Origin of the sequence: Sphingomonas zeae, from assembly GCF_014197135.1 — a bacterium.
GTDB lineage: Bacteria > Pseudomonadota > Alphaproteobacteria > Sphingomonadales > Sphingomonadaceae > Sphingomonas > Sphingomonas zeae.
Genome location: NZ_JACIFA010000004.1, coordinates 98,512 through 118,374 on the forward strand (window position 1 = coordinate 98,512; position 19,863 = coordinate 118,374).

Below are 19,863 nucleotides of genomic sequence, written 5' to 3' on the forward strand. Positions count from 1 at the left end.
AAAGTCGTTAAGGGCGTGTCCTCTATGACCGACGCGCCCGATTACCGCGACACCGTCTTCCTGCCGAAGACCGATTTCCCCATGAAGGCGGGGCTTGCCGCCAAGGAACCGGCGATCCTCGATCGCTGGGCCAAAATGGGGCTGTACGACCGCCTGCGCCGTGAGCGTGAGGGGCGGGAACGGTTCATCCTGCATGATGGCCCGCCTTATGCGAATGGCGACATTCACATGGGCCATGCGCTCAACAAGGTGCTGAAGGACATCATCGTCCGGTCGCAGACTTTGATGGGCAAGGACGCGCCCTATGTCCCGGGCTGGGACTGTCACGGCCTGCCGATCGAGTGGAAGGTCGAGGAAGCCTATCGCGCCAAGAAGCTGAACAAGGACGAGGTGCCGGTCGCGCAGTTCCGCGCCGAGTGCCGCGCCTATGCCGACACCTGGGTCGGCACGCAAAAGGCGCAGTTCGAGCGTCTGGGCATCATGGGCGACTGGGCCAACCCCTATCTGACCATGACCTATGACGCCGAGGCGGTGATTGCGGGCGAGCTGCTGAAGTTCGCCGAATCGGGCCAGCTCTATCGCGGCGCCAAGCCGGTCATGTGGTCGCCGGTCGAAAAGACCGCGCTGGCCGAGGCCGAGGTCGAATATGAGGACATCGTCTCGACCCAGATCGATGTGGGCTTCGAGGTTGCATCCTGCCCCGAATATCCCGACCTGGTCGGCGCGCTGGCGGTGATCTGGACGACCACGCCCTGGACGATCCCGGTCAACCAGGCGCTGAGCTATGGCGAGGCGATCGACTATCTGCATTTCGAGTGCGATGGCCGCCGTTACCTCGTCGCCGAGCCGCTGCTGCCCGCCTTCACCAAGCGCACCGGCATCACGATGAAGGGCTTTATCGCGCTGGCGAAAGGCCCGGTGCTGGAGGGCGCGACCGCGCTTCACCCGATGCACAAGCTGGGCGGGTTCTTCGCCAAGCCCCGGCCGTTCCTGGCGGGCGAGTTCGTCACCATTGACGCGGGTACGGGCCTGGTCCATATGGCCCCCGATCACGGAGAGGACGACTTCCTGCTGTGCAAGGCGCATGGGCTCGATCCGGTCTTCGCGGTGCAGGGCGATGGCACCTATCGCCCGGACTGGGCGTGGCTGGGCGGCCAGGGCAGCGTCATCAACAAGAAGTTCGTCGCCGCCGACGGCCCGATCTGTTCGGACCTGCGCGAAGTCGGCGCGCTGCTGTCCGCCTCGGACGATTTCCAGCACAGCTATCCGCATAGCTGGCGCTCCAAGGCGAAGGTGATCTTCCGCGCCACGCCGCAATGGTTCATCCCGATGGACCGCGCCGACACGTCGCTGATCCCAGAGATGGCGATGGCCAATGTCGACCCGATCTCGGGCGTGACGCCGCTGCTCACCGTGCCGCTGGGCAATGGCGCGACGCTGCGCCAGACCGCGCTCGACGCGATCGAGCGGACCCGCTGGGTGCCCGAGCGTAGCCGCAACCGCATCCGTGCGATGGTCGAGGGGCGTCCCGACTGGGTCATCAGCCGCCAGCGCGCCTGGGGCGTGCCGATCGCACTCTATGTCAACCGTCAGACCGGCGAATATCTCGCCGACAAGGACGTCAACGCGCGCATCCTCGCCGCCTTCCGCGAAGGCGGGGCGGATGCGTGGTTTACCGCCGACCATCAGGCGTTGCTCGGGGCCGACTACAACCTCGCCGATTTCGAGCCGGTCAACGACATTCTCGACGTGTGGTTCGACTCCGGTTCGACCCATGCCTTCGTGATCGAGGCGCGGTACGGCGAGGGCACACGCGCGAACCTGTATCTCGAAGGTTCGGACCAGCATCGGGGCTGGTTCCAGTCGTCGCTGCTGGAGTCGTGCGGTACGCGTGGCCGTGCGCCCTACGACGCGGTGCTGACCCACGGCTTCGCGCTCGACGGGCAGGGGCGCAAGATGTCCAAGTCGCTGGGCAATGTCGTCGATCCGCTGAAGATCATCGGCGAGTCGGGTGCCGACATCCTGCGCATCTGGACCGCCTCGACCGATTATTTCGAGGATGTCCGCATCGCCAAGGAGGTGCTCGCCACCGCATCGGACAGCTATCGCAAGCTGCGCAACACCTTCCGCTATCTGCTCGGCGCGCTCGACGGGTTTACCGAGGAAGAGCGTAGCTCGTTCGACGCGATGCCCGAGCTGGAGCGTTATGTCCTGGCACGTCTGACCGCGCTCGACACCGAGCTGCGCCGTGCGGCCGAGGCTTTCGAGTTCAACCGCTATTTGCGCGCGCTGACCGATTTTGCGAACGAAGACCTGTCGGCCTTCTTCTTCGATATCCGCAAGGACTCGCTTTATTGCGACGCCGCGACCGATCCCAAGCGTCGCAGCTATCGCACCGTGCTCGACATCCTGTTCCACGCGCTGGTGCGTTATGCCGCGCCGATCCTGTGCTTCACCGCCGAGGAAGTGTGGCAGTCGCGCTTCCCGTCGGAGGATGGCTCGGTCCATCTGCTCGAATGGCCTGAGCTGCCGCAGCTGGGCGAGGACGAGGCGCTGATGGCGCGCTGGACCGAGATCCGGGGGCTTCGCGCGCAAGTGACCGAGGCGATCGAGCCGCTGCGCCGCGAAAAGACCGTGCGTTCGTCCAACGAGGCGGAGGTGACGGTGCCGTCCCTGCCGCTGGAGCCGCACGCGCTGGCCGAGGCGTTCATCGTGGCGGACGTAAGCCTGGCCGAGACGGTTTCCGTGACCCGGACGGACAAGCACAAATGCGGTCGCTGCTGGCGTCACCTGCCCGACGTGGCGGTCGACCGCGAGCTATGCGGCCGTTGTGCCGAGGTGGTCGCGCATGGGTAAACTCCCGAAGTTGGGGCTGGTGACGGCGCTCGCGCTGTTCCTGCTCGATCAGGTCATCAAATGGGCGATTACCGGGCCGATGGGCCTGCGGTCGCTCGGCGATGTCCGCGAGGTGGTAAGCATCTTCAACCTGCGCTTCGTGCCCAATTACGGCATTTCGCTGGGGTTGCTGACCGCCGACAGCAATGCCTCGCGCTGGGCGCTGGTCGCGATGACCGGCGCGATCGCACTGGCCGTGGCCTTCTGGATGACGCGCGAGCGCAATCCGGTCGATCAGGTTGCGCTGGGCTGCGTGCTGGGCGGTGCGCTGGGCAATATTCTCGACCGGGTGCGCTTCGGCTATGTCGTGGACTTCGCCGATCTGCACTTCGGCGAGTGGCGTCCGTTTTTGGTCTTCAATGTCGCTGACGCAGCGATTACGATAGGCGTTCTGGTTCTGCTGGCGCGCGCGCTTCTCGTGCGCGACCGGCCCGCTCCCGTGGAGAAGAGCAATGCGTAAGTTGGTGCCCGTCATCGCAGGTCTGTCCTGCGCCGCGTTGCTGACGGGATGTGGGGCCGGTCGTGGCCTGGACCGGGCGCGTCCCGACGAATTCGCCGTCGCGCGCCAGCCCTCGCTGGTGATCCCGCCCGATTTCGCGCTGGTCCCGCCGCAGCCGGGTGCCGCGCCCGTGCAGACGCGCGGTGGTCAGCAGCAGACGCTCGACGCGCTGTTCGGCGGTCAGGCGGCGCGCAGCCAGTCGGAATATGGTCTGGTGCAGAATGCCGGGGCGGACAGCGCCGATGCGGGCATCCGCTCCTCGGTCGGCGATCCCGGCACCAATGTCGTCGACAAGGGCGCGACCACCCGCGACATCGTCGCCGCCCCCGAAGGCGATGGCCAGGACGCGCGCGCCGCGACCAAGTGACGCCGTACAAGGGTTAGGAAAAGGGCCGGGGGGCGGATCGCCTTCCCGGCCCTTTTTCGTTGGGCTGTTCAATTCCTCCCCTGCAAGGGGAGGGGGACCATGCGCAGCATGGTGGAGGGGGCGTGCGGCAAGGTACGACCTTTGCCGAAGCCCCCCTCCGTCAGGCCTTCGGCCTGCCACCTCCCCGTACCGGGGAGGATCTGGTTACACCGCAGGTACCGGCGCGCCTTCGCCGCCGACACCGGGCGACACCTCCGGCCCCATGTTGAAGCGGACCCGGTCGACGCAGCCGGTATAGCCCTGTTGGCTGCTCGGCAGCTTGGCGCTGCGGATCATCGCCATCGCCTGCGTCCCGAATTCGTCGGAGGGCTGGGACGCGATTACTTTCAAATTGCCCGTCTGGCCCCAAGGTGCGACGTCATAGCTGATGACCGCCCAGCCCTCGATCGAGCGGCGGCGATAGGGTTCGGGGAAGCGAAGCTGCGGCGGGACGGACCAGCCATGCTCGTCGGGGCAGTTGCCCTCGACCTTGGTGGTGCGGATCGATTCGGGCATGTCGGGCGCGGGCAGCTTCGCCGCCGCGCGCCAATAGGGATAGAAACACCCCGTCCGGGCGCCCTTGGTAAAGCGCGATTCGCGGATCGCCTTCACGCCCGCCCCATCCAGCGCGCGATTGCCGGTCCCGACCAGCACCGCCGCCCCGCGCGTCCGGCCTGCTGCGTCGATGTCGTAGCGGATCATCGACCAGTCCCGCACGCCGGGCGTGGCTGGAATCGTCGCGAAGTCGGGGAAATGGCGCTCGAGCGGTTGCGGCTGCGGCTCGTTCAGACAGGTGCCGCCCGCATCGCGTATCCGCTGCCATCCCTCCTCCGGCAGGCGCCCGGACAGCGGATGCACGGTGTAGGACATGAGTTCGGGCACCTGTGCCTCCGCCAGCGGGCTGCTGCGCATCACATAGGTGACGGTGCAGCCTTGTTGCGGCTTCTGCGCGGCGAAGCGGCTGGCGGCGAGCGCGGGCTCGACATCCTCGGACAGCGGCACAAAGCTGGTCGTCTCACGTGCCAGCGAGACGGGACGCCCCGTCGCATCGATCGCGAAGCGGATGGTCACGGCGCGCTGCGCCTGATTGCCGGCCCAGCCAAGTTGATTCCATGGTCGCCGAATCGGTTGCCCCGTGATCGGCGTCCCGTTGCAGCGTATCTCGCCCGGCTCCCACTGGACCAGCACGCGCCCGGAGGCACCGGGCTTCACCTGCACGATGGGAGGCACGGTCTGAAGCGACCAGGCCGAGGCGGAGGGAATGGCAATGGCGCCCAGCAGGCCGAGCGAGAAGGCGGGGTGGCGGAATCGGATCATCGGACGCACTCCACGGCAAGAGAGCATCAGCTTAGGCGCGGCGTTGGCCCGAGGCGAGTGGGCTTCTCCGCCACCCATGGAAAAGGGCGGCGCCGAGACCGGCACCGCCCGTTTACCCCCGAAAAGCCATGGCGCCTTAGAAAGCGGCGGTCAGCGAGAACACCACCGTCGCATCCGAGATCGAAGCGCCCCCCGGCACCTGACCCTGCGAGAAGTTCGGCTGGATATAGGCCGCCTTGGACTTGGTGATGTCGGTGTCGATGTACGACACGTTGAAGGTCAGGTTCTTGTACGCCGCGACATCGGCGCCCAGCGACCAGTCCCAATAGCTGCCGGTCGGCGACAGGCTGGTCCCGTTGGGGCCGAGGCCCGGATTGCCCTTGGAATAGCCGATATGCGCCTTGGCGGTGATCGGCGTGCCGGGAATGCCAGCCGCCCCGTCGCCGGTCAGATAGATATTATCCCAGCGCTGGCCCCGGCTGTACGAGGTGTTGGAAAAATTGCCGAGCGAGGTCTGCTTGGGCGCGTAATAGGCGCCGGCGGTCAGCGTCGCAGGCCCCGCCGTGCCCGACAGACGGCCGAAGAACTCGACCACATCGGTCTCGGACGCACCACCCGGATAGGTGTACCAGGTCACGCCGACATCGGCGGTCGCGGTACCGTAGCTGTGCTTGTAGCCGACAATGCCGTCCAGTTCCATGTTCGCGCCGCCGAACGTGCCCCAGCCCGCCAGGTTCGATGCGAAGGTGCCGATGTAAAAGCCGCTTTCGTGCGCGACGGTCAGCGCGGCCTGGACGGCGGCATTCTTGTTGGTTTGCGACACGCCGCGAAGGCGATAATCGGTCAGGATCGCGGCGCTGCCGCTGATTGTGATCGGCGAGGGCGGCGCGGTGTCCGCACTGCTATCCTGCGCAAAGGCGGGCGTCGCGGCGACCAGCGAGAGGCCACCAAGGAGGATCGTGGAGAAGCGCATCGTTTCCCTTTCAAACGGAAATTCGATGTTCTCACCTGCAATCTCACACCGGTGCGGCTTCTATCGTGTCGGGTCGAACCCGGCGAGCCGTCTGCCGTTGCGAGGTCTGAAAGATTGGCAGGGCATGATGCGCTGCACAAGTATAATCGAACGCCTCATGGCTTTCGCGTAACGGGATGTTGCGCGAATAACACAGATCAGGTGTCAAGATTCTCATGGCGCGGGTCGCCGGGCAGCGAGCGGATATGGATGTCGCGTTGCGGATAGGGCAGGCCGATGCCATGTTCCTTGAACAGGAACCATAACCGGTTGAGCACGTCCGAGCGGACATTGCCGACGCCGCTTTCGGGGTCGCTGATCCATGCCAATATCTCGTGCTGAAGGGCATGATCGCCAAAGCTCATCAGCCAGACGGTCGGCTTGGGGCTTTTCAGGACACGCGGCGATTCGCGTGCGGCGCGCAGCATCAGCTCCTGCGCGAGGCGGAGGTCGTTGTCATAGGCGATCGATACGGGAATGCGGACGCGGACGTTGCGGTCGGAATAGGACCAGTTCTCCACCTCCTGCGTCATCAGATTCTCGTTGGGAATCAGATGCTCCTTGCCGTCGCGGGTGATGATCGAGACGGCACGCACGCCGATCTTGTTGACCCAGCCGATCTCGTTCTGAAGCGCGATGACGTCGCCCGGCTTGATCGAGCGGTCCATCAGCAGGATGATCCCGGCGATCAGATTGCCGATCGTCTTCTGAAGTCCGAAACCGATCGCCAGGCCAAAGCCGCCCGAGAACAGCGCCAGGCTGGTCAGGTCGATTTCCAGCAAATCCATCGCGAAGAAGAAGGCGATGACGACGATGGCGATGCTGGCGAGCTTCTGCGCCAGCAGCTTCTGGGTCGGGTCCAGGCCGCGCGCATGGCCGATCCATTGCTCGGTGATCCGGGTGACGGCGCGGGTGACGGCGAGGATCGCGACCACCGTGACCAGCATCGTGACGAGCAGCATGACCGAGAATCGCCGCGACCCCACGGTGAAACCGATCTGCTCGGCCAGGCGGCTGACCGGCTCCAGCCCGCCGATCTCGCGGCTGAACAGCGCGACGAAACAGACGGTGGCGAAGATCCAGGCCAGCCAGCGGGGCAGGCCCAGCCCGCGCAGCAGCTGGAACCCCGCCCGCGCCACCGACGCCCCCAGCGCCAGCCCGATCGGCACGCCCGCCAGGGAATCCCAAGGCCAGAGCGCACCCAGCGTCATCAACAGGATGGCGGCGGCCAGATGCCGGGTGATCGCGCAGATGCGGACCTGCAGCGCCTCGCCATGCGACGCAGCGAAACGCTGGACCAGCGCGGCGACATGCGGACCGAGCTTGCGCCCCGCGACCACGCCGCCCGCCAGCATCGCCAGCGTCAGGACGCCGGCGACCCCGGCTTCCATGGCCTCCCTGCGCGTCGGTAACTCGATACCGCTCGCCTGAAGCCATTCGAACAGCGTCATCCGCGTGCCGCGCGAAACCGGGCGAGCCCACGATCGAGGTCGGCGATCAGGTCGTCCGTATCTTCCAGCCCGATCTGTAGCCGGATCAGCGGCCCGGCGAAGTCGCGCTTGGTCACGCTGCGATAGCGGTGCGGGTCGGCGGGGATGGCCAGGCTCTCATAGCCGCCCCAGCTGAATCCAAGACCGAAATGCGCGAGGCCATCGAGCATCGCGGTACGCGCGGCGTCGTTGCCGCCGTCGAGGACGAAGGCGAACAGCCCGCTCGACCCCAGGAAATCGCGCGCGAAGATGTCATGGCCGGGGCAGGAGGGGAGAGCGGGGTGCAGCACCTGCGCCACGCCCGGCTGCTCGGCGAGCCATTTGGCGATGGCCAGTGCGCTCTGCTGATGCTGGGCAAGGCGGACGCCCATGGTGCGAAGCCCCCGGCTGCCCAGATAGGCGTCGTCGGGGCTGGCGACCTGGCCGAGCTGAAAACTCGTGTCGCGCAAGGCCGCCCAGTGCGACGGGGCAGCCGTCACCGAGCCGAGCATCGCGTCCGAATGGCCGACGACATATTTGGTGCAGGCCAGCACCGTCAGATCGACGCCCTTCTCGATTGCCGGGAAGAACAGCGGCGTCGCCCAGGTATTGTCGAGGATCGTCGTAATCCCGCGTGCCTTGGCGATTTCGACGATGGCGGGAATGTCCTGCACCTCGAAGCTGAGCGAGCCGGGGCTTTCGAGAAAGATGGCCTTGGTCGCAGGGCCGATCAGCTCGGCGATCCCCGCGCCGACCAGCGGATCGTAAAAGCGCGTCGTGACTCCCATCCGCGTCAGCAGGCCGGTCGCCAGCCCGCGCGTCGGGTCATAGGCGCTGTCGACCAGCAACAGCTCGTCGCCCGGTGACAGGACCGACAGCAGCGCCGCCGCGATCGCCGCCACGCCGGAAGGATAGAGGAACGTCGCCTCAGCGCCCGGCTCCAGGCTGGTCAGCGCATCGGCCAGCGACCACTGGGTCGGCAGCCCCTTGCGGCCGTAGAACAGCTTTTCGTGCAGATCGCCCGCGCCCGTGGCGCGCATATGCGCGACATTGTCGTACAGCACCGTCGAGCCGCGCCAGACGGGAACGTTGACCACGCCCTTGGTCCATTCCGCGCGGCGGCCCGCCTGGACCAGACGGGTGGCAGGCTTGATGGGCAGATCGTCGTCGGTCATCGTTTCAAGCGTCTTTCGCTTTGGGGGTGCTGGGGTCGGAGCCCCATTCGGTCCAGCTGCCGTCATAGACCGGCATCGTCCCGCCGATCCGCTCCGCCGCGAAGGCGAGCACGCAGGCGGTGATGCCCGAACCGCAGGTGGCGACCATGGGCCTGGCCGGATCGACCCCGGCGGCGGCAAAGGCTTCGGCAATGGCTTGCGGCGATTTCCAGCGGCCGTCCCCCTCGAACAGCTTGGAATAGGGCAGGTTCAGCGCTCCGGGGATATGGCCGGGCTCGACACCGGGGCGTGGTTCCGGCTCTGCGCCCGCGAAGCGGCCGGGGGAGCGGGCGTCGACGATCTGCGCATCGCCCGCCTCGACATGGGTGCGGACTTCGCGAAGGCTGCGTACACGGGTGAGATCGGCGGTGGCGACGAACAGGCCGGGCGCTTCAGGTGCTCCCACGGGGCCGACCATCACCGGATGACCGGCGGCGCGCCATGCCTCCAGCCCGCCGTCGAGCAGCGCCACCGACTTTGCGCCGAACAGGCTCAGCAGCCACCAGACCCGCGCAGAGCTATGCAGCGGCGAGCGATCGTACAGGACGATCCGGTCGGCATGGCCTACACCAACCTCGCTCATCGCATGGGCGAAATGCTCGGGCTGCGGCAGCGTCATCGGCAGATCGCTGTCGGGATCGGCCAAGCCGCTCAGCGCGACGAAGCGCGCGCCGGGGATATGCGCGTCCTCGAACCCGCGCCGCGCGGTCTGGCCGGTCGGATCGTCCAGGAAATAGGTGACGTCGAGGATGCGCACATCCGCCTCGCCCGCGATCGCGGCCAGTTCGTCCGGGGTTAGGATGGGCGGCATGGGCAGGCTCCTCGGTCGGTGGGTCCGTACCTAGGCGCGATGGGGGCGGGGTCGCAAGCTTAAGCCCCTCTTCCGGCAGGGGGAGGGGTTGGGGAGGGGCGAGGGCCGCAGGCGATAGTTCTCTGTGAGACTCCGCGCCCTCCCCCATCCCCTCCCGTTTACGGGAGGGGAGCGGCTAGAGGTGAGGGTGGGGCCACGGGAATCCGGCTATTCCAACCCCTCCAAATACGCCGCCGCCTGCGCTCGCACCGCCTTACGGTCGTCCTCCGCCATCCGGTTCCAGTTCCGATACGCCATCGCCATCCGGACATTCCCCTCGAACCGCGCCTCATGCCGCGCCAGGAAATCCCAATAGAGCGCGTTGAACGGGCAGGCATCCTCGCCGACCCGCTTCTTCACGTCGTATCGGCAGTGCCTGCAATAATCCGACATGCGGTTGATATAGGCTCCCGACGAGACATAGGGCTTGGACGCGATGATCCCGCCATCGGCAAACTGGCTCATGCCGACGACATTGGGCAGTTCGACCCATTCATAGGCGTCGATATAGATTTCCAGATACCAGCGGTGCACCTCGACCGGGTCGGCGCCGATCAATATGGCGAAATTGCCCGTCACCATCAGCCGCTGGATATGATGGGCGTGGGCGGTTTCGAGCGTCTGGCCCAGCGCCTGCGCCATGCAGTGCATGTCGGTGTCGCCCGTCCAGTAAAAGCCGGGCAGCGGCCGGTGCGCGCGCAGGAAGTTGCGCTCCACATAGTCCGGCCCGACGTGCCAATAGAGCCCACGCACATATTCGCGCCAGCCGATGATCTGGCGGATATAGCCCTCGACCGAATTGAGGCTGGCATGGCCGTCCTCATATTCCCCCTCCGCCATCCGGCAGAGGTCGAGCGGGTCGAGCAGCCCCGAATTGATGTAGGGCGACAGGACCGAATGCCAGAGCTGGTGCTGGCCGGTCAGCATAGCATCCTGATAGTCGCCGAACCTGGGCAGGCCATGCGCCATGAACGCCTCGGCCTGGGCTCGCGCCTCTTCGGCGGTCACGGCATAGGCGAAACCGTCGAGCGAGCCGGGATGGTTGTCGAAGCGACTCGCGACCAGTTCCAGCACCTCGCGAGTGGTGGCATCCGGCGCGAACCTCAACGGCTCGGGCGGTGTGTCCTTCCTGGGCGCGGGCTTGCGGTTGTCGGCATCGTAATTCCATTTGCCGCCCTCCGGCCTGTCGCCCTTCATGAGCAGGCCGGTCTTGCGCCGCATCAGCCGGTAGAAATACTCCATGCGAAGTTCCTGGCGGTCCTTCGCCCAGTCCTCAAACTCGGCCAGGCTGGCGATGAAGCGGGTGTCGGGGCGGATGTCGACGGGGATGCCGAACATCGTCTCCCACGCCTCCAGCATCGCGGCGACCCGCCATTCGCCCGCCTGGGTCACGACGATGCGCTCGGGGGCGTGGCGTTCGACCGCGCGAGCAACCTCGCCGGTGAAGCTGCCGGCATTGTCCGGGTCGTCAAGATTGACGTAGTCGACTGTCCAGCCCGCCTGGCGCAGGGCCATGGCATGGTGACGCATCGCGGACAGGATATAGGCGATCTTGGCCTTATGGTGGCGGACATAGGCCGTCTCGTCCGCCACCTCCATCATCAGGAGGACGGTGGTCTTGCGGTCCGCGCCCTCCAGCGACGAGAGATTCGTCGACAGTTGATCGCCGAGAATGGGGATCAGCGTTGGCGCTTTCGGCATGGCTGTCCTACATGGCCTTTCATGAAGCATCTCGGCCAGACCAGCGCACTGCCCGCTTCCCCGGAAGAGGCGGTGCTCGATTATGTTCCCAACCCCCGCCCGGGGCGCACCTATCTGATCCGGTTCGCGGCCCCCGAGTTCACCTCGCTTTGCCCGGTGACGGGCCAGCCGGATTTTGCGCATCTGGTGATCGACTATGTGCCCGGCGAGACGATCGTCGAGTCGAAATCGCTGAAGCTGTTCCTGGGCAGCTTTCGCAATCATGCCGGTTTCCATGAAGACTGCACCGTCGGCATCGGCGAGCGTCTGTTCGAGGAAATGAGGCCGGTCTGGCTGCGCATTGGCGGTTATTGGTATCCGCGCGGGGGAATCCCGATCGACGTGTTCTGGCAGTCGTCCGCTCCGCCCGCCGATCTTTGGCTGCCCGATCAAGGGGTTCCTGGTTATCGCGGCCGGGGATGACGGCTGGGCGTCGCCACGATCCCTAAATGGAACATCAGAAATATTTGAAGGCGATCGTCGGTCAGGATAGTCGGCGGGCCGTGACGGCATCCTTGCGATGCGTATAGGGAACAGGGCTGTGAAAAAGTTCGTCAAATACATCGCGATGATGGCGGCTACTTTGGTTGGTCTGGGGGCGGCCGGTACCGCGAGTGCCAATCCGACCATTTTGATCAACGATTCGGACGGCAGCCTGGTGTCCTATGACACGGTGACCAAGTCTTCGACCTTTTTGAGCAAGACCAACACCACGATGTTCGACATCGCGCTGAACGCGGGCGGCGACCTGTTCGGCGTCGACGGCGGCACGCTGTTCAAGATTTCGCAATCGACCGGCGCGACCGCGACGCTGGGTTCGCTGGGATCGTTCGTGAACGGTCTGGTCTTCGGTCCGGACGGCACGCTGTATGGCTCGGGCGACAACAAGCTCTACAAGATCAATACGACGAGCGGTCAGGCCAGCCTGATCGGGTCGATGGGCATTGCCCAATCCGCGGGTGACCTCGCCTTCTTCAAGGGCCAGCTGTATCTCGCCAGCAATCTGGGTCTGGCACTGGTCAATCCCACGACCGGCGCGGCCAGCGTGATCGGTGGCCTGACCGACGCGTTCGGCCTGGCGTCGACCGCCGACGCGCTATTCGGTGTCAAGGGCACCAGCATCTATTCCATCGATCCGACGACCGGCGTCGGCACAGCGGTGGCCACCTATACCGGCCACGGCAGCAACGGCGCGGCCTCGGTTCCGGTCGCGGTGCCGGAGCCCGCGACCTGGGCGATGATGCTGCTCGGCTTGGTGCTGGTGGGTTATGCCCTGCGTCGCCGCGGCAACGCCCCGCGCGCCGTGATGGCCTGATCGATCCCACGCGGGCACCGAAAGGCGCCTTTGCGAAAACAGAAAAACCGGTCGCCCGATGGGCGGCCGGTTTTTCTGTTGGAAATCCAAAATCGCCCCCTTGGCTAACACTATCGAAACCGCTTGGGCGGCAGGAACGGCGGCACTTGGCCGCCAGTCGGCCGATCGTCGAAATCGCATTCTGTATGGAGCGGGCGCAGTCGTGAATAATGGAGTCGTCGCGTGAAACATCTGCTCTGGGGCGCTGTCCCTCTCGCCATGCTGGCGCTGTCGGGTTGCCAGTCCAAACCTGAGGGTCAGGCGGTCGCCACGGTTGATGGCCAGGCGATCACGACCCAGGGGCTGGATGCCGAACTGACCGATGCTCCCTCGGACGTCGATCATGTGGCCTATCGCAAGACGATCCTGCCGCAGATCGTCGACCGCACCCTGCTGGCCCAGGCGGCCAAGAAGATGGGGATCGACAAGTCTCCCGAATTCGGCGTGCAGCGCGATCGGGAGGAGCAGAGGCTGCTGGTCGAGTTGCTGGCAAAGAAGCTCGCCAATTCCGTGCCCTTGCCGACGGTCGAGGCGGTGGATCGCTATATCGCGGCACATCCGTATGAATTCGCCCAGCGCCAGAAATTCTATGTCGACCAGATCCGGTTCGCGAAGCCCGCGAGCACCGAGGCGTTGCTGCAGCTCGGCCAGAACAAGACACTGGATGCCCTAGCGGCCGCGTTGACCAACAATGCCACGCCCTTCACCCGCGACCATGTGCTGATCGACTCGGCCTTCCTCGATCCCGCGGTGGCGGGGCAGATCGCCAAGCAGCCCTCGGGCGATCCCATCCTGCTGCCCTATAACGGGCTCTATACCGCCAATGCGATCATCCAGCGCATTCCGACACCGATGACGGGCAACGCCGCACGCAACCTGGCGGGCGAGATCCTGCGGCGCAAGGCGATCGCCGATGCCATGGGCCAAACGCTGAAAAAGGCGCGCCAGGACGCCACGATCACTTATCAGGCCGGATACAAGCCCGACAGCAAGACCCCCGCCGATAGCAAGGCGATCCAGGATGCCACGAGTCGCACGGGCGGTGCGGCAACCTCGGGCGCGGCCCGCTGAACCGCCGCGCGGTGCCGTCGGCCCTTGGGCCGGGCACCGCGCCACCCCTCTCGCGATCGACCATTCCGTAGCGTCACCTTTCGCTCATCCATGTTTGCAGTGCAGCAAATATGTAACACGCCCTGCAACCTTCCCCGCCCCAAGGTGTTGAGTGGTACGCGAGGGGAATTGCGGATCTGCCGCTTTCCTCGCGCTTGCAAGGACATGCGATATGGTGGATGCGAACGGAACCGTGATCGAACGATTGGCGCTGATCGGCAATTTCCTGCCTCGTCAATGCGGGCTCGCGACCTTCACCACCGATGTTTATTCCGCGTTGCGCAATCGCTTTCCCGACCTGGCAGTCGACGTCTATGCGATGGACGACCATCCCGGCCGCTATGCCTATCCCCCGGCGGTAACGGCTGCGATCCCGCAGAACGACCGCGGCGCCTATGTCGACATGGCCCGCCGGATCGAGGCGAGCGGCGCGCAGGCGATCTGGGTGCAGCATGAATATGGCATCTATGGCGGCGCTGCGGGCGAGCATCTGCTGGCGCTGCTCGATCGCACCACATTGCCCGTGATCGCCACACTCCACACGGTTCTCGAAAAGCCCTCGACGGACGAGCGCCGGGTGATGGAGGGGCTGTTGCGGCGCTGCGCCCGGATCATCGTCATGGCGGACAAGGGGCGCGATATCCTTCAGCGCGTCTATGGGGCCGACCCGCGACAGATCGCGATGATCCCGCATGGCGTGCCCGACCGCGAACTCATCGCGCCCGACGCGCTGAAGCCGCGTTTCGGTTGGGAGGGGCGCAAGGTCGTGCTGACCTTTGGCCTGCTCGCGCCGAACAAGGGGATCGAGACGATCATCGAGGCGCTGCCCGCCGTCGCCGTGAATCATCCCGAACTGCTTTATGTCGTGTTGGGCGCCAGCCACCCCAACCTCATCGCGCATGAGGGTGAGGCCTATCGTGACCGGCTGAAGGCGCTGGCCGAGACGCGCGGCGTCGCGGACAATGTCGCCTTCGTCGACGCCTTTGTCGAGCATGACGAACTGCTCGACTATCTCCAGGCAGCCGACATCTATGCCACGCCCTATACGAACCCCGCCCAGATCACGAGCGGAACATTGTCCTATGCGGTTGGCGTGGGCAAGGCGGTGATCTCCACCCCTTATGTCCATGCCGCCGAGATCCTGGCGGACGACCACGGTGTCCTGGTCGATTTTTGCGATGCCGGGGCCTTTGCGCGTGAGATCGACCGGCTGCTCTCCGATGAGGCGGCGCGCAATCACCTGTCGCAGCGGGCCTATGCCCGTGGCCGCACCATGATCTGGCCGCGTCTGGCCGAGGCCGCGCTGGTCCAGATGGCGGCTGCGATCACCGCGCGTCCGCGCCGAATTGCGGGCGCCCCCCAGAGCAGCATCAAGCCGCTCAAGCCCGACATGGCCGCCGTCGAACGGATGAGCGACTCGACCGGCATGTTACAGCACGCCATCTATTCGATCCCCGATCGTCGCCATGGCTATTGCATCGACGACAATGCCCGCGCGCTGATCTTCATGACGCAGGCACCCGACATCGATCCGGTCACGCGCGACAAGTGGACGACCATCTACGCCTCGTTCCTGCAATATGCCTGGAACCCGGAGGCGCGGCGCTATCGCAACTTCATGCACTTCGACCGTAGCTGGTGCGAGGATGTGGGGTCGGAGGACTCCAACGGCCGCACGCTCTGGGCGTTGGGTGTGACCGCCCGCGACGCGCAGATGGCCAAGCATCGCGACTGGGCGCAGATGTGGTTCGACGCCACCGCGTCTCTGGCACTCGACCTGGGGTCGCTTCGTGCACAGGGTTTTGCGATGCTGGGTGCGGCGGCGATGCTGGAGGCGCGGCCGGGGCATCAGTTGGCGCGCGCCATTCTCGAAAAGCTGCCCCCGCTGCATCTGGCCCTGCTGGAGGAAGCGCGGCGGCCCGAATGGCAATGGTTCGAGATCGTGCTCGCCTATGACAATGCCCGCGTGCCGCAGGCGTTGATCGAGGCGGGGCGTGCGCTGGGCCGGCAGGACCTGATCGATTGCGGTATCTCGACGCTGGAATGGATCGTCGGCAAGCAAACCTCGCCCGAGGGTCGCTTCCGCGCCGTCGGCAGCGAAAGCTTCGGTCGTCCCTATGCCGAGCCGTTGCAGTTCGACCAGCAGCCGCTGGAAGCGCAGGCCACCGTCGAAGCGTGCCATTCGGCCTATGTCGCGACCCGCGACCCGCGCTGGATCGCGGAGGGTGAGCGGGCCTATGGCTGGTTCCTGGGAGCCAACGACCTCGACCTGCCGCTGGCGACGGCGCAGGACGGCGGCTGTTTCGACGGGCTGATGCCGACCGGCCTCAACCGAAATCAGGGTGCCGAATCGATCCTGGCGCTGCAACTCGCCAATTGCGCGATCGCTAGGCTTTGCCATTCCGCGTCATCCATGGCAGGAGCCGATCGTCACATTGCCTGACATGCTGTCATGTTCGGGGGTGTGATGAGCGTTTTGGTAAAGTGGTGAGACGGTAGCGCGATGGATCTGTTTAACCACCGGCTGCGGCTTCATGCCGATCCTTCGCGTGTCGTGGTGCGGCCCTTTCATATCGCCTGGGGCGGCGGCAACGGCGCACCGCCCAGCCGGACCGAGCGGCTGGTCGGCGAGGTGCTCGCCATGACCCCGCAGGAAGCCCGCGACCAGCTGGAAACCGTGCTGAAGGATTTCGAGGCACGGCACTGGCAGACGCGGCGTGTCTTCATGACCCGCTACGACCAGATCGAGGATCTGCTGAAGCTCGACGGCTCAAAGATCGGCGACGAGAAGCGCCAACTGATCGGCGCCTATTTCTGTCACGAGTATAGCTATGCCGCCGCCGCACTGATGAACCCGTCGGCGGTGCCGCATTTCGATCAGACCGGCATCCAGCCGGGGTCGCAGCGTATCCTGATGTCGATGCGCGCGGTGGGGGAGGGGCATATCTCCTCGGTCGCCTTTCGCGAAGGCATCATCAACGATCAGAATCAGCTCCGCCTCGCACCCGAGCCGCCCTTCGCGACCGCGACCGATGTGCACGGCTGGGGCGATGAGGATATGCCGAGCGGCCCGATCACGGTGCACCGCCACCGCGACTCGACGCTGTCGGGCACCGTCATCTTCCCGATCACCCAGGCCCAGTCCAAGGGGCTGGAGGACATGCGCATCGTCCAGTTCACCCATGATGACGGCGCGGTCGAGTGGATCGGCACCTACACCGCCTATGACGGCTCGGGCATTCAGTCCGAACTGATGCGCACCCGCGACTTCCGCGCGTTCGACCTGGTGCCGATGACGGGTGCTGCGGCGCGCAACAAGGGCATGGCGCTGTTCCCGCGCAAGGTGGCGGGGCAGTATATGATGATCGGGCGCCAGGACGGCGAAAATCTGTTCCTGCTCAAATCCGATTCGCTGACCCATTGGGACGAAGGCGAGAAGATCCTCACCCCGGTCTATCCCTGGGAGCTGGTGCAGATCGGCAATTGCGGACCGCCCATCGAGACGGAAGAGGGCTGGCTGTTGCTGACCCACGGCGTCGGCGCGATGCGCAAATATTCGATCGGCGCCGCGTTGCTCGACAAGAACGACCCGTCCAAGGTGCTCGGCCGGACCAAGCAGCCCATCCTCGCCGCCAAGGATCAGGACCGCGAGGGCTATGTGCCCAACGTCGTCTATTCCTGCGGCGCGATCCGCCACGGCGACTCGCTGTTCCTGCCTTACGGCATCGCGGACAGTTCGATCGGCTTTGCCTTCGTCAAGATCAGCGAGCTGCTGGCGGCAATGTAACGACCTGGCGGCGCGTGTAGCGATACAGCGCCGCCACGATACCGAGGAACAGGATCGTCCCCCCGATCAGTGCGGGGGGCGCAAAGCCATCGCCGACCAGCGCCAGCGGCGCATCGGAGTTGGTCATATAGACGATCCCCGCGAACCCGACGCCCCACAGGCTTTCGCCCACGATCAAGCCGGTCGCGGCCAGCACGCCCAGCCTCTCGGCTGCCTCCGGATCGGCGCTGCGCCGCGCCCAACGGTCATAGGCATGCCCGATCGCCGCCCCCAGCACGACCGGCAGCGTCGCGGACATGGGCAGATAGATTCCCAGCCCCACGCCCAGCGGCGGCAGGCGCAGCCAGCCCAGCTTGCCCAGTACCTCGTCGATGATAATCACTCCGACGCCGACCAGCGCCCCGACCCCGATCATCGCCCAGTTGAGATCGCCGCCCAGCACGCCTTTGGCCAGCGCAGAGATCAGCGCGGCCTGCGGGGCGGACAGCGCGTTCGGCCCTGCACCCGGCGTGCCGGCAAAGCCGAGCGTGGCGTTGAGCAGGTCGAGCACGGGCGGGATCACCAGGCTGCCGAAGACGACACCGATGACCAGCGCCACCTGCTGTTTCCACGGCGTTGCGCCGACCAGCTCGCCGGTCTTCAAGTCCTGAAGATTGTCGTTGGAGATGGTCGCCACGCCGAACACGACGCCGGTGACGATCAGGGCATAGGCGACCAGCGCCTGAGTCGTCTCGGGCGAGGTTCCACGTCCGAACAGCCCGACGAGCAGCAGCGCGGCGGCGAGGACCGACAGGATGCCGATGCCAGACACCGGGCTGTTCGACGCGCCGATCAGGCCCGCCATATAGCCGCACACGGCCGCGATCACGAGGCCGATGAGCAGAATGAACAGCAGAGCGCCACCGATCAGCGCCACGCCCGACGCGGCCAGCGGCCCGCCTGCGATCACCGACCAGAGCAGTCCGGCGATCGGCACCAGGGTCGCCAGTGCGACGACGGTGACGATCCCGATCGGCAGGTCGCGCTCGCCGATCGCCAGCACGGCTCCGTCGCGCTTGGCGGAGGCGGCGGCGAGCGAGGAACGGATACCGCCGATGACCGGCCCGATGATCTTGAGCAGCGTCCAGATCGCCGCCACCCCGATCACGCCCGCGCCCAGAAAGCGCACGTCGCGGCTAAAGATACCGCCTGCCCACTCCGCGACCGGCCCGGTCGAGGGGGCCATGGCGGTCAGGATGGGCAGCGCCACCCACCAGCCGATGGCGATGCCCGCCAGCATCGCAACGCCGACCGAAAGGCCGACCAGATGACCGACCCCGATCAGCGCGAAGGACAGTCCGCCCGAAATCCCGGTCGCGCCCGCGCCGGTGCGGAACCAGACGCTCGCTTCGGCCACCGCCAGCTTGGTCTGGGTCAGGATCGCGAACGCGGCCGAGGCAACGGCGTTGACGACGATCAACCGCAGGCCGGTTGCGCTCTCCACCTCGCCCTCACGGCTGCCCGCGCCGACCTTCAGCACCTCGGCGGCGGCTCGGCCTTCGGGATAGGGAAGGTCGGTGTCGACGACGAGCGCGCGGCGCAAGGGTACCGAGAACATGACGCCGAGAATGCCGCCCGTTGCGGTGATCCCGGCCGTCAGCCAGTAAGGAAAACCTTGCCACCAGCCGATCATCACCAGGCCCGGCAACACGAAGATGATCGCCGCCAGCGTGCCCGCTGCCGAGGCGACCGTCTGGACGATATTATTCTCCAGCACCGAGCTGTTCGGCAGATAGCGCAATATCGCCATCGAGATGACCGCCGCCGGGATCGAGGTGGCGAAGGTCAGCCCGACCTTGAGCCCCAGATAGACATTGGCGGCGGTGAACAACAGGGTGATGATCCCGCCCAGCGCGATGCCGCGAAGGGTGAGTTCGGCGACGGGGCGGTCGGTCATGGGGGTGCGGCTCATGCGCGCAGATGTGGCAGAAGGTGGGGCGCGCGCCTAGCATTTCGTGCGGGGAATGCGCTTCGACCTCGCTCGGCGGGAGCGGGGGAATATCCCTCCCAACCCCCGTTCAGCCTGAGCGAAGTCGAAGGCCACGCAATTCACCCCCGCCAAAGTCCTCAAGGCCGCACCCCGGCGGAGGCCGGGGGGCCAGATCCCGCGAAGCGCGTAATGGGCGAACCGTTGCGGGGAGGCAAAGATGCCGTGCCTTCGATGGCCCATG

The 19,863-nt window shown here is 65.9% G+C and carries 15 protein-coding genes; 8 read left to right on the plus strand and 7 right to left on the minus strand.

Annotation, left to right across the window (positions count from 1 at the left end):
- The first annotated feature begins 24 nt into the window (after positions 1 to 24).
- From ileS to GGR45_RS07515, 3 genes are read left to right on the plus strand one after another with little or no spacing between them, the layout of a single operon-like run.
- Positions 25 to 2,856 carry an isoleucine--tRNA ligase gene (gene ileS, locus GGR45_RS07505; RefSeq protein ID WP_175311702.1) on the plus strand — a complete coding sequence of 944 codons (2,832 nt, stop codon included), beginning with the start codon at positions 25 to 27 and terminating at the stop codon, positions 2,854 to 2,856.
- Entirely contained in the window at positions 2,849 to 3,355 is a 507-nt protein-coding gene (gene lspA / locus GGR45_RS07510; RefSeq protein ID WP_175311701.1) for a signal peptidase II, read from the plus strand. Before ileS ends, lspA begins: the two co-directional genes overlap by 8 nt.
- Positions 3,348 to 3,761 carry a DUF3035 domain-containing protein gene (locus GGR45_RS07515; protein ID WP_175311700.1) on the plus strand — a complete coding sequence of 138 codons (414 nt, stop codon included), beginning with the start codon at positions 3,348 to 3,350 and terminating at the stop codon, positions 3,759 to 3,761. Before lspA ends, GGR45_RS07515 begins: the two co-directional genes overlap by 8 nt.
- Before the next feature lie 204 nt (positions 3,762 to 3,965).
- Here GGR45_RS07515 and GGR45_RS07520 read toward each other — a convergent pair whose 3' ends face one another.
- The 6 genes from GGR45_RS07520 to GGR45_RS07545 form a co-directional block, all read right to left on the minus strand.
- A complete protein-coding gene (locus tag GGR45_RS07520) occupies positions 3,966 to 5,117 on the minus strand; it encodes an energy transducer TonB (protein ID WP_217497971.1) in 1,152 nt (383 codons plus the stop codon).
- A gap of 136 nt (positions 5,118 to 5,253) precedes the next feature.
- Complete coding sequence (locus GGR45_RS07525) at positions 5,254 to 6,090, minus strand: TorF family putative porin (RefSeq protein ID WP_175311699.1); 837 nt, start codon at positions 6,088 to 6,090, stop codon at positions 5,254 to 5,256.
- A 197-nt stretch (positions 6,091 to 6,287) separates the two neighbouring features.
- A complete protein-coding gene (locus tag GGR45_RS07530; RefSeq protein ID WP_175311698.1) occupies positions 6,288 to 7,580 on the minus strand; it encodes a mechanosensitive ion channel family protein in 1,293 nt (430 codons plus the stop codon).
- Positions 7,577 to 8,773, minus strand: coding sequence for a cystathionine beta-lyase (gene metC, locus GGR45_RS07535; RefSeq protein ID WP_175311697.1), 1,197 nt, complete (start codon positions 8,771 to 8,773; stop codon positions 7,577 to 7,579). Before metC ends, GGR45_RS07530 begins: the two co-directional genes overlap by 4 nt.
- Before the next feature lie 4 nt (positions 8,774 to 8,777).
- Entirely contained in the window at positions 8,778 to 9,623 is an 846-nt protein-coding gene (locus GGR45_RS07540) for a sulfurtransferase (protein WP_175311696.1), read from the minus strand.
- A gap of 207 nt (positions 9,624 to 9,830) precedes the next feature.
- A complete protein-coding gene (locus tag GGR45_RS07545) occupies positions 9,831 to 11,363 on the minus strand; it encodes a cryptochrome/photolyase family protein (protein ID WP_175311695.1) in 1,533 nt (510 codons plus the stop codon).
- Between the two features lie 21 nt (positions 11,364 to 11,384).
- Here GGR45_RS07545 and queF point away from each other — a divergent pair, with 21 nt between their 5' ends.
- The 5 genes from queF to GGR45_RS07570 all read left to right on the plus strand — a co-directional run bounded on the left by queF (position 11,385) and on the right by GGR45_RS07570 (position 17,653).
- Positions 11,385 to 11,825 (plus strand): preQ(1) synthase, encoded by a 441-nt coding sequence (gene queF / locus GGR45_RS07550; RefSeq protein ID WP_175311694.1) that lies wholly within the window; start codon positions 11,385 to 11,387, stop codon positions 11,823 to 11,825.
- Positions 11,826 to 11,943: 118 nt separating this feature from the next.
- Positions 11,944 to 12,717 (plus strand): PEPxxWA-CTERM sorting domain-containing protein, encoded by a 774-nt coding sequence (locus tag GGR45_RS19895; protein WP_285138735.1) that lies wholly within the window; start codon positions 11,944 to 11,946, stop codon positions 12,715 to 12,717.
- 222 nt (positions 12,718 to 12,939) lie between these two features.
- A complete protein-coding gene (locus tag GGR45_RS07560; protein WP_175311693.1) occupies positions 12,940 to 13,827 on the plus strand; it encodes a SurA N-terminal domain-containing protein in 888 nt (295 codons plus the stop codon).
- Positions 13,828 to 14,038: 211 nt separating this feature from the next.
- Positions 14,039 to 16,309 carry a glycosyltransferase family 4 protein gene (locus GGR45_RS07565; RefSeq protein WP_175311692.1) on the plus strand — a complete coding sequence of 757 codons (2,271 nt, stop codon included), beginning with the start codon at positions 14,039 to 14,041 and terminating at the stop codon, positions 16,307 to 16,309.
- A 60-nt stretch (positions 16,310 to 16,369) separates the two neighbouring features.
- Entirely contained in the window at positions 16,370 to 17,653 is a 1,284-nt protein-coding gene (locus tag GGR45_RS07570; RefSeq protein ID WP_175311691.1) for a glycoside hydrolase family 130 protein, read from the plus strand.
- Here GGR45_RS07570 and GGR45_RS07575 read toward each other — a convergent pair.
- Complete coding sequence (locus GGR45_RS07575) at positions 17,628 to 19,589, minus strand: OPT family oligopeptide transporter (RefSeq protein ID WP_175311690.1); 1,962 nt, start codon at positions 19,587 to 19,589, stop codon at positions 17,628 to 17,630. The genes GGR45_RS07570 and GGR45_RS07575 overlap by 26 nt on opposite strands.
- Positions 19,590 to 19,863 lie beyond the last annotated feature (274 nt).

What these genes read in the sequence shown, in the direction of transcription:
- GGR45_RS07515 (WP_175311700.1), top strand. Translation starts at nt 3,348, where the DNA reads ATGCGTAAGTTGGTGCCCGTCATCGCAGGTCTGTCCTGCGCCGCGTTG.
- GGR45_RS07575 (WP_175311690.1), bottom strand. Translation starts at nt 19,589, where the DNA reads ATGACCGACCGCCCCGTCGCCGAACTCACCCTTCGCGGCATCGCGCTG.
- queF (WP_175311694.1), top strand. Translation starts at nt 11,385, where the DNA reads ATGAAGCATCTCGGCCAGACCAGCGCACTGCCCGCTTCCCCGGAAGAG.
- GGR45_RS07520 (WP_217497971.1), bottom strand. Translation starts at nt 5,117, where the DNA reads ATGATCCGATTCCGCCACCCCGCCTTCTCGCTCGGCCTGCTGGGCGCC.
- lspA (WP_175311701.1), top strand. Translation starts at nt 2,849, where the DNA reads ATGGGTAAACTCCCGAAGTTGGGGCTGGTGACGGCGCTCGCGCTGTTC.
- GGR45_RS07570 (WP_175311691.1), top strand. Translation starts at nt 16,370, where the DNA reads ATGGATCTGTTTAACCACCGGCTGCGGCTTCATGCCGATCCTTCGCGT.
- GGR45_RS07545 (WP_175311695.1), bottom strand. Translation starts at nt 11,363, where the DNA reads ATGCCGAAAGCGCCAACGCTGATCCCCATTCTCGGCGATCAACTGTCG.
- GGR45_RS07530 (WP_175311698.1), bottom strand. Translation starts at nt 7,580, where the DNA reads ATGACGCTGTTCGAATGGCTTCAGGCGAGCGGTATCGAGTTACCGACG.
- metC (WP_175311697.1), bottom strand. Translation starts at nt 8,773, where the DNA reads ATGACCGACGACGATCTGCCCATCAAGCCTGCCACCCGTCTGGTCCAG.
- GGR45_RS07540 (WP_175311696.1), bottom strand. Translation starts at nt 9,623, where the DNA reads ATGCCGCCCATCCTAACCCCGGACGAACTGGCCGCGATCGCGGGCGAG.
- GGR45_RS07525 (WP_175311699.1), bottom strand. Translation starts at nt 6,090, where the DNA reads ATGCGCTTCTCCACGATCCTCCTTGGTGGCCTCTCGCTGGTCGCCGCG.
- GGR45_RS07565 (WP_175311692.1), top strand. Translation starts at nt 14,039, where the DNA reads ATGGTGGATGCGAACGGAACCGTGATCGAACGATTGGCGCTGATCGGC.
- ileS (WP_175311702.1), top strand. Translation starts at nt 25, where the DNA reads ATGACCGACGCGCCCGATTACCGCGACACCGTCTTCCTGCCGAAGACC.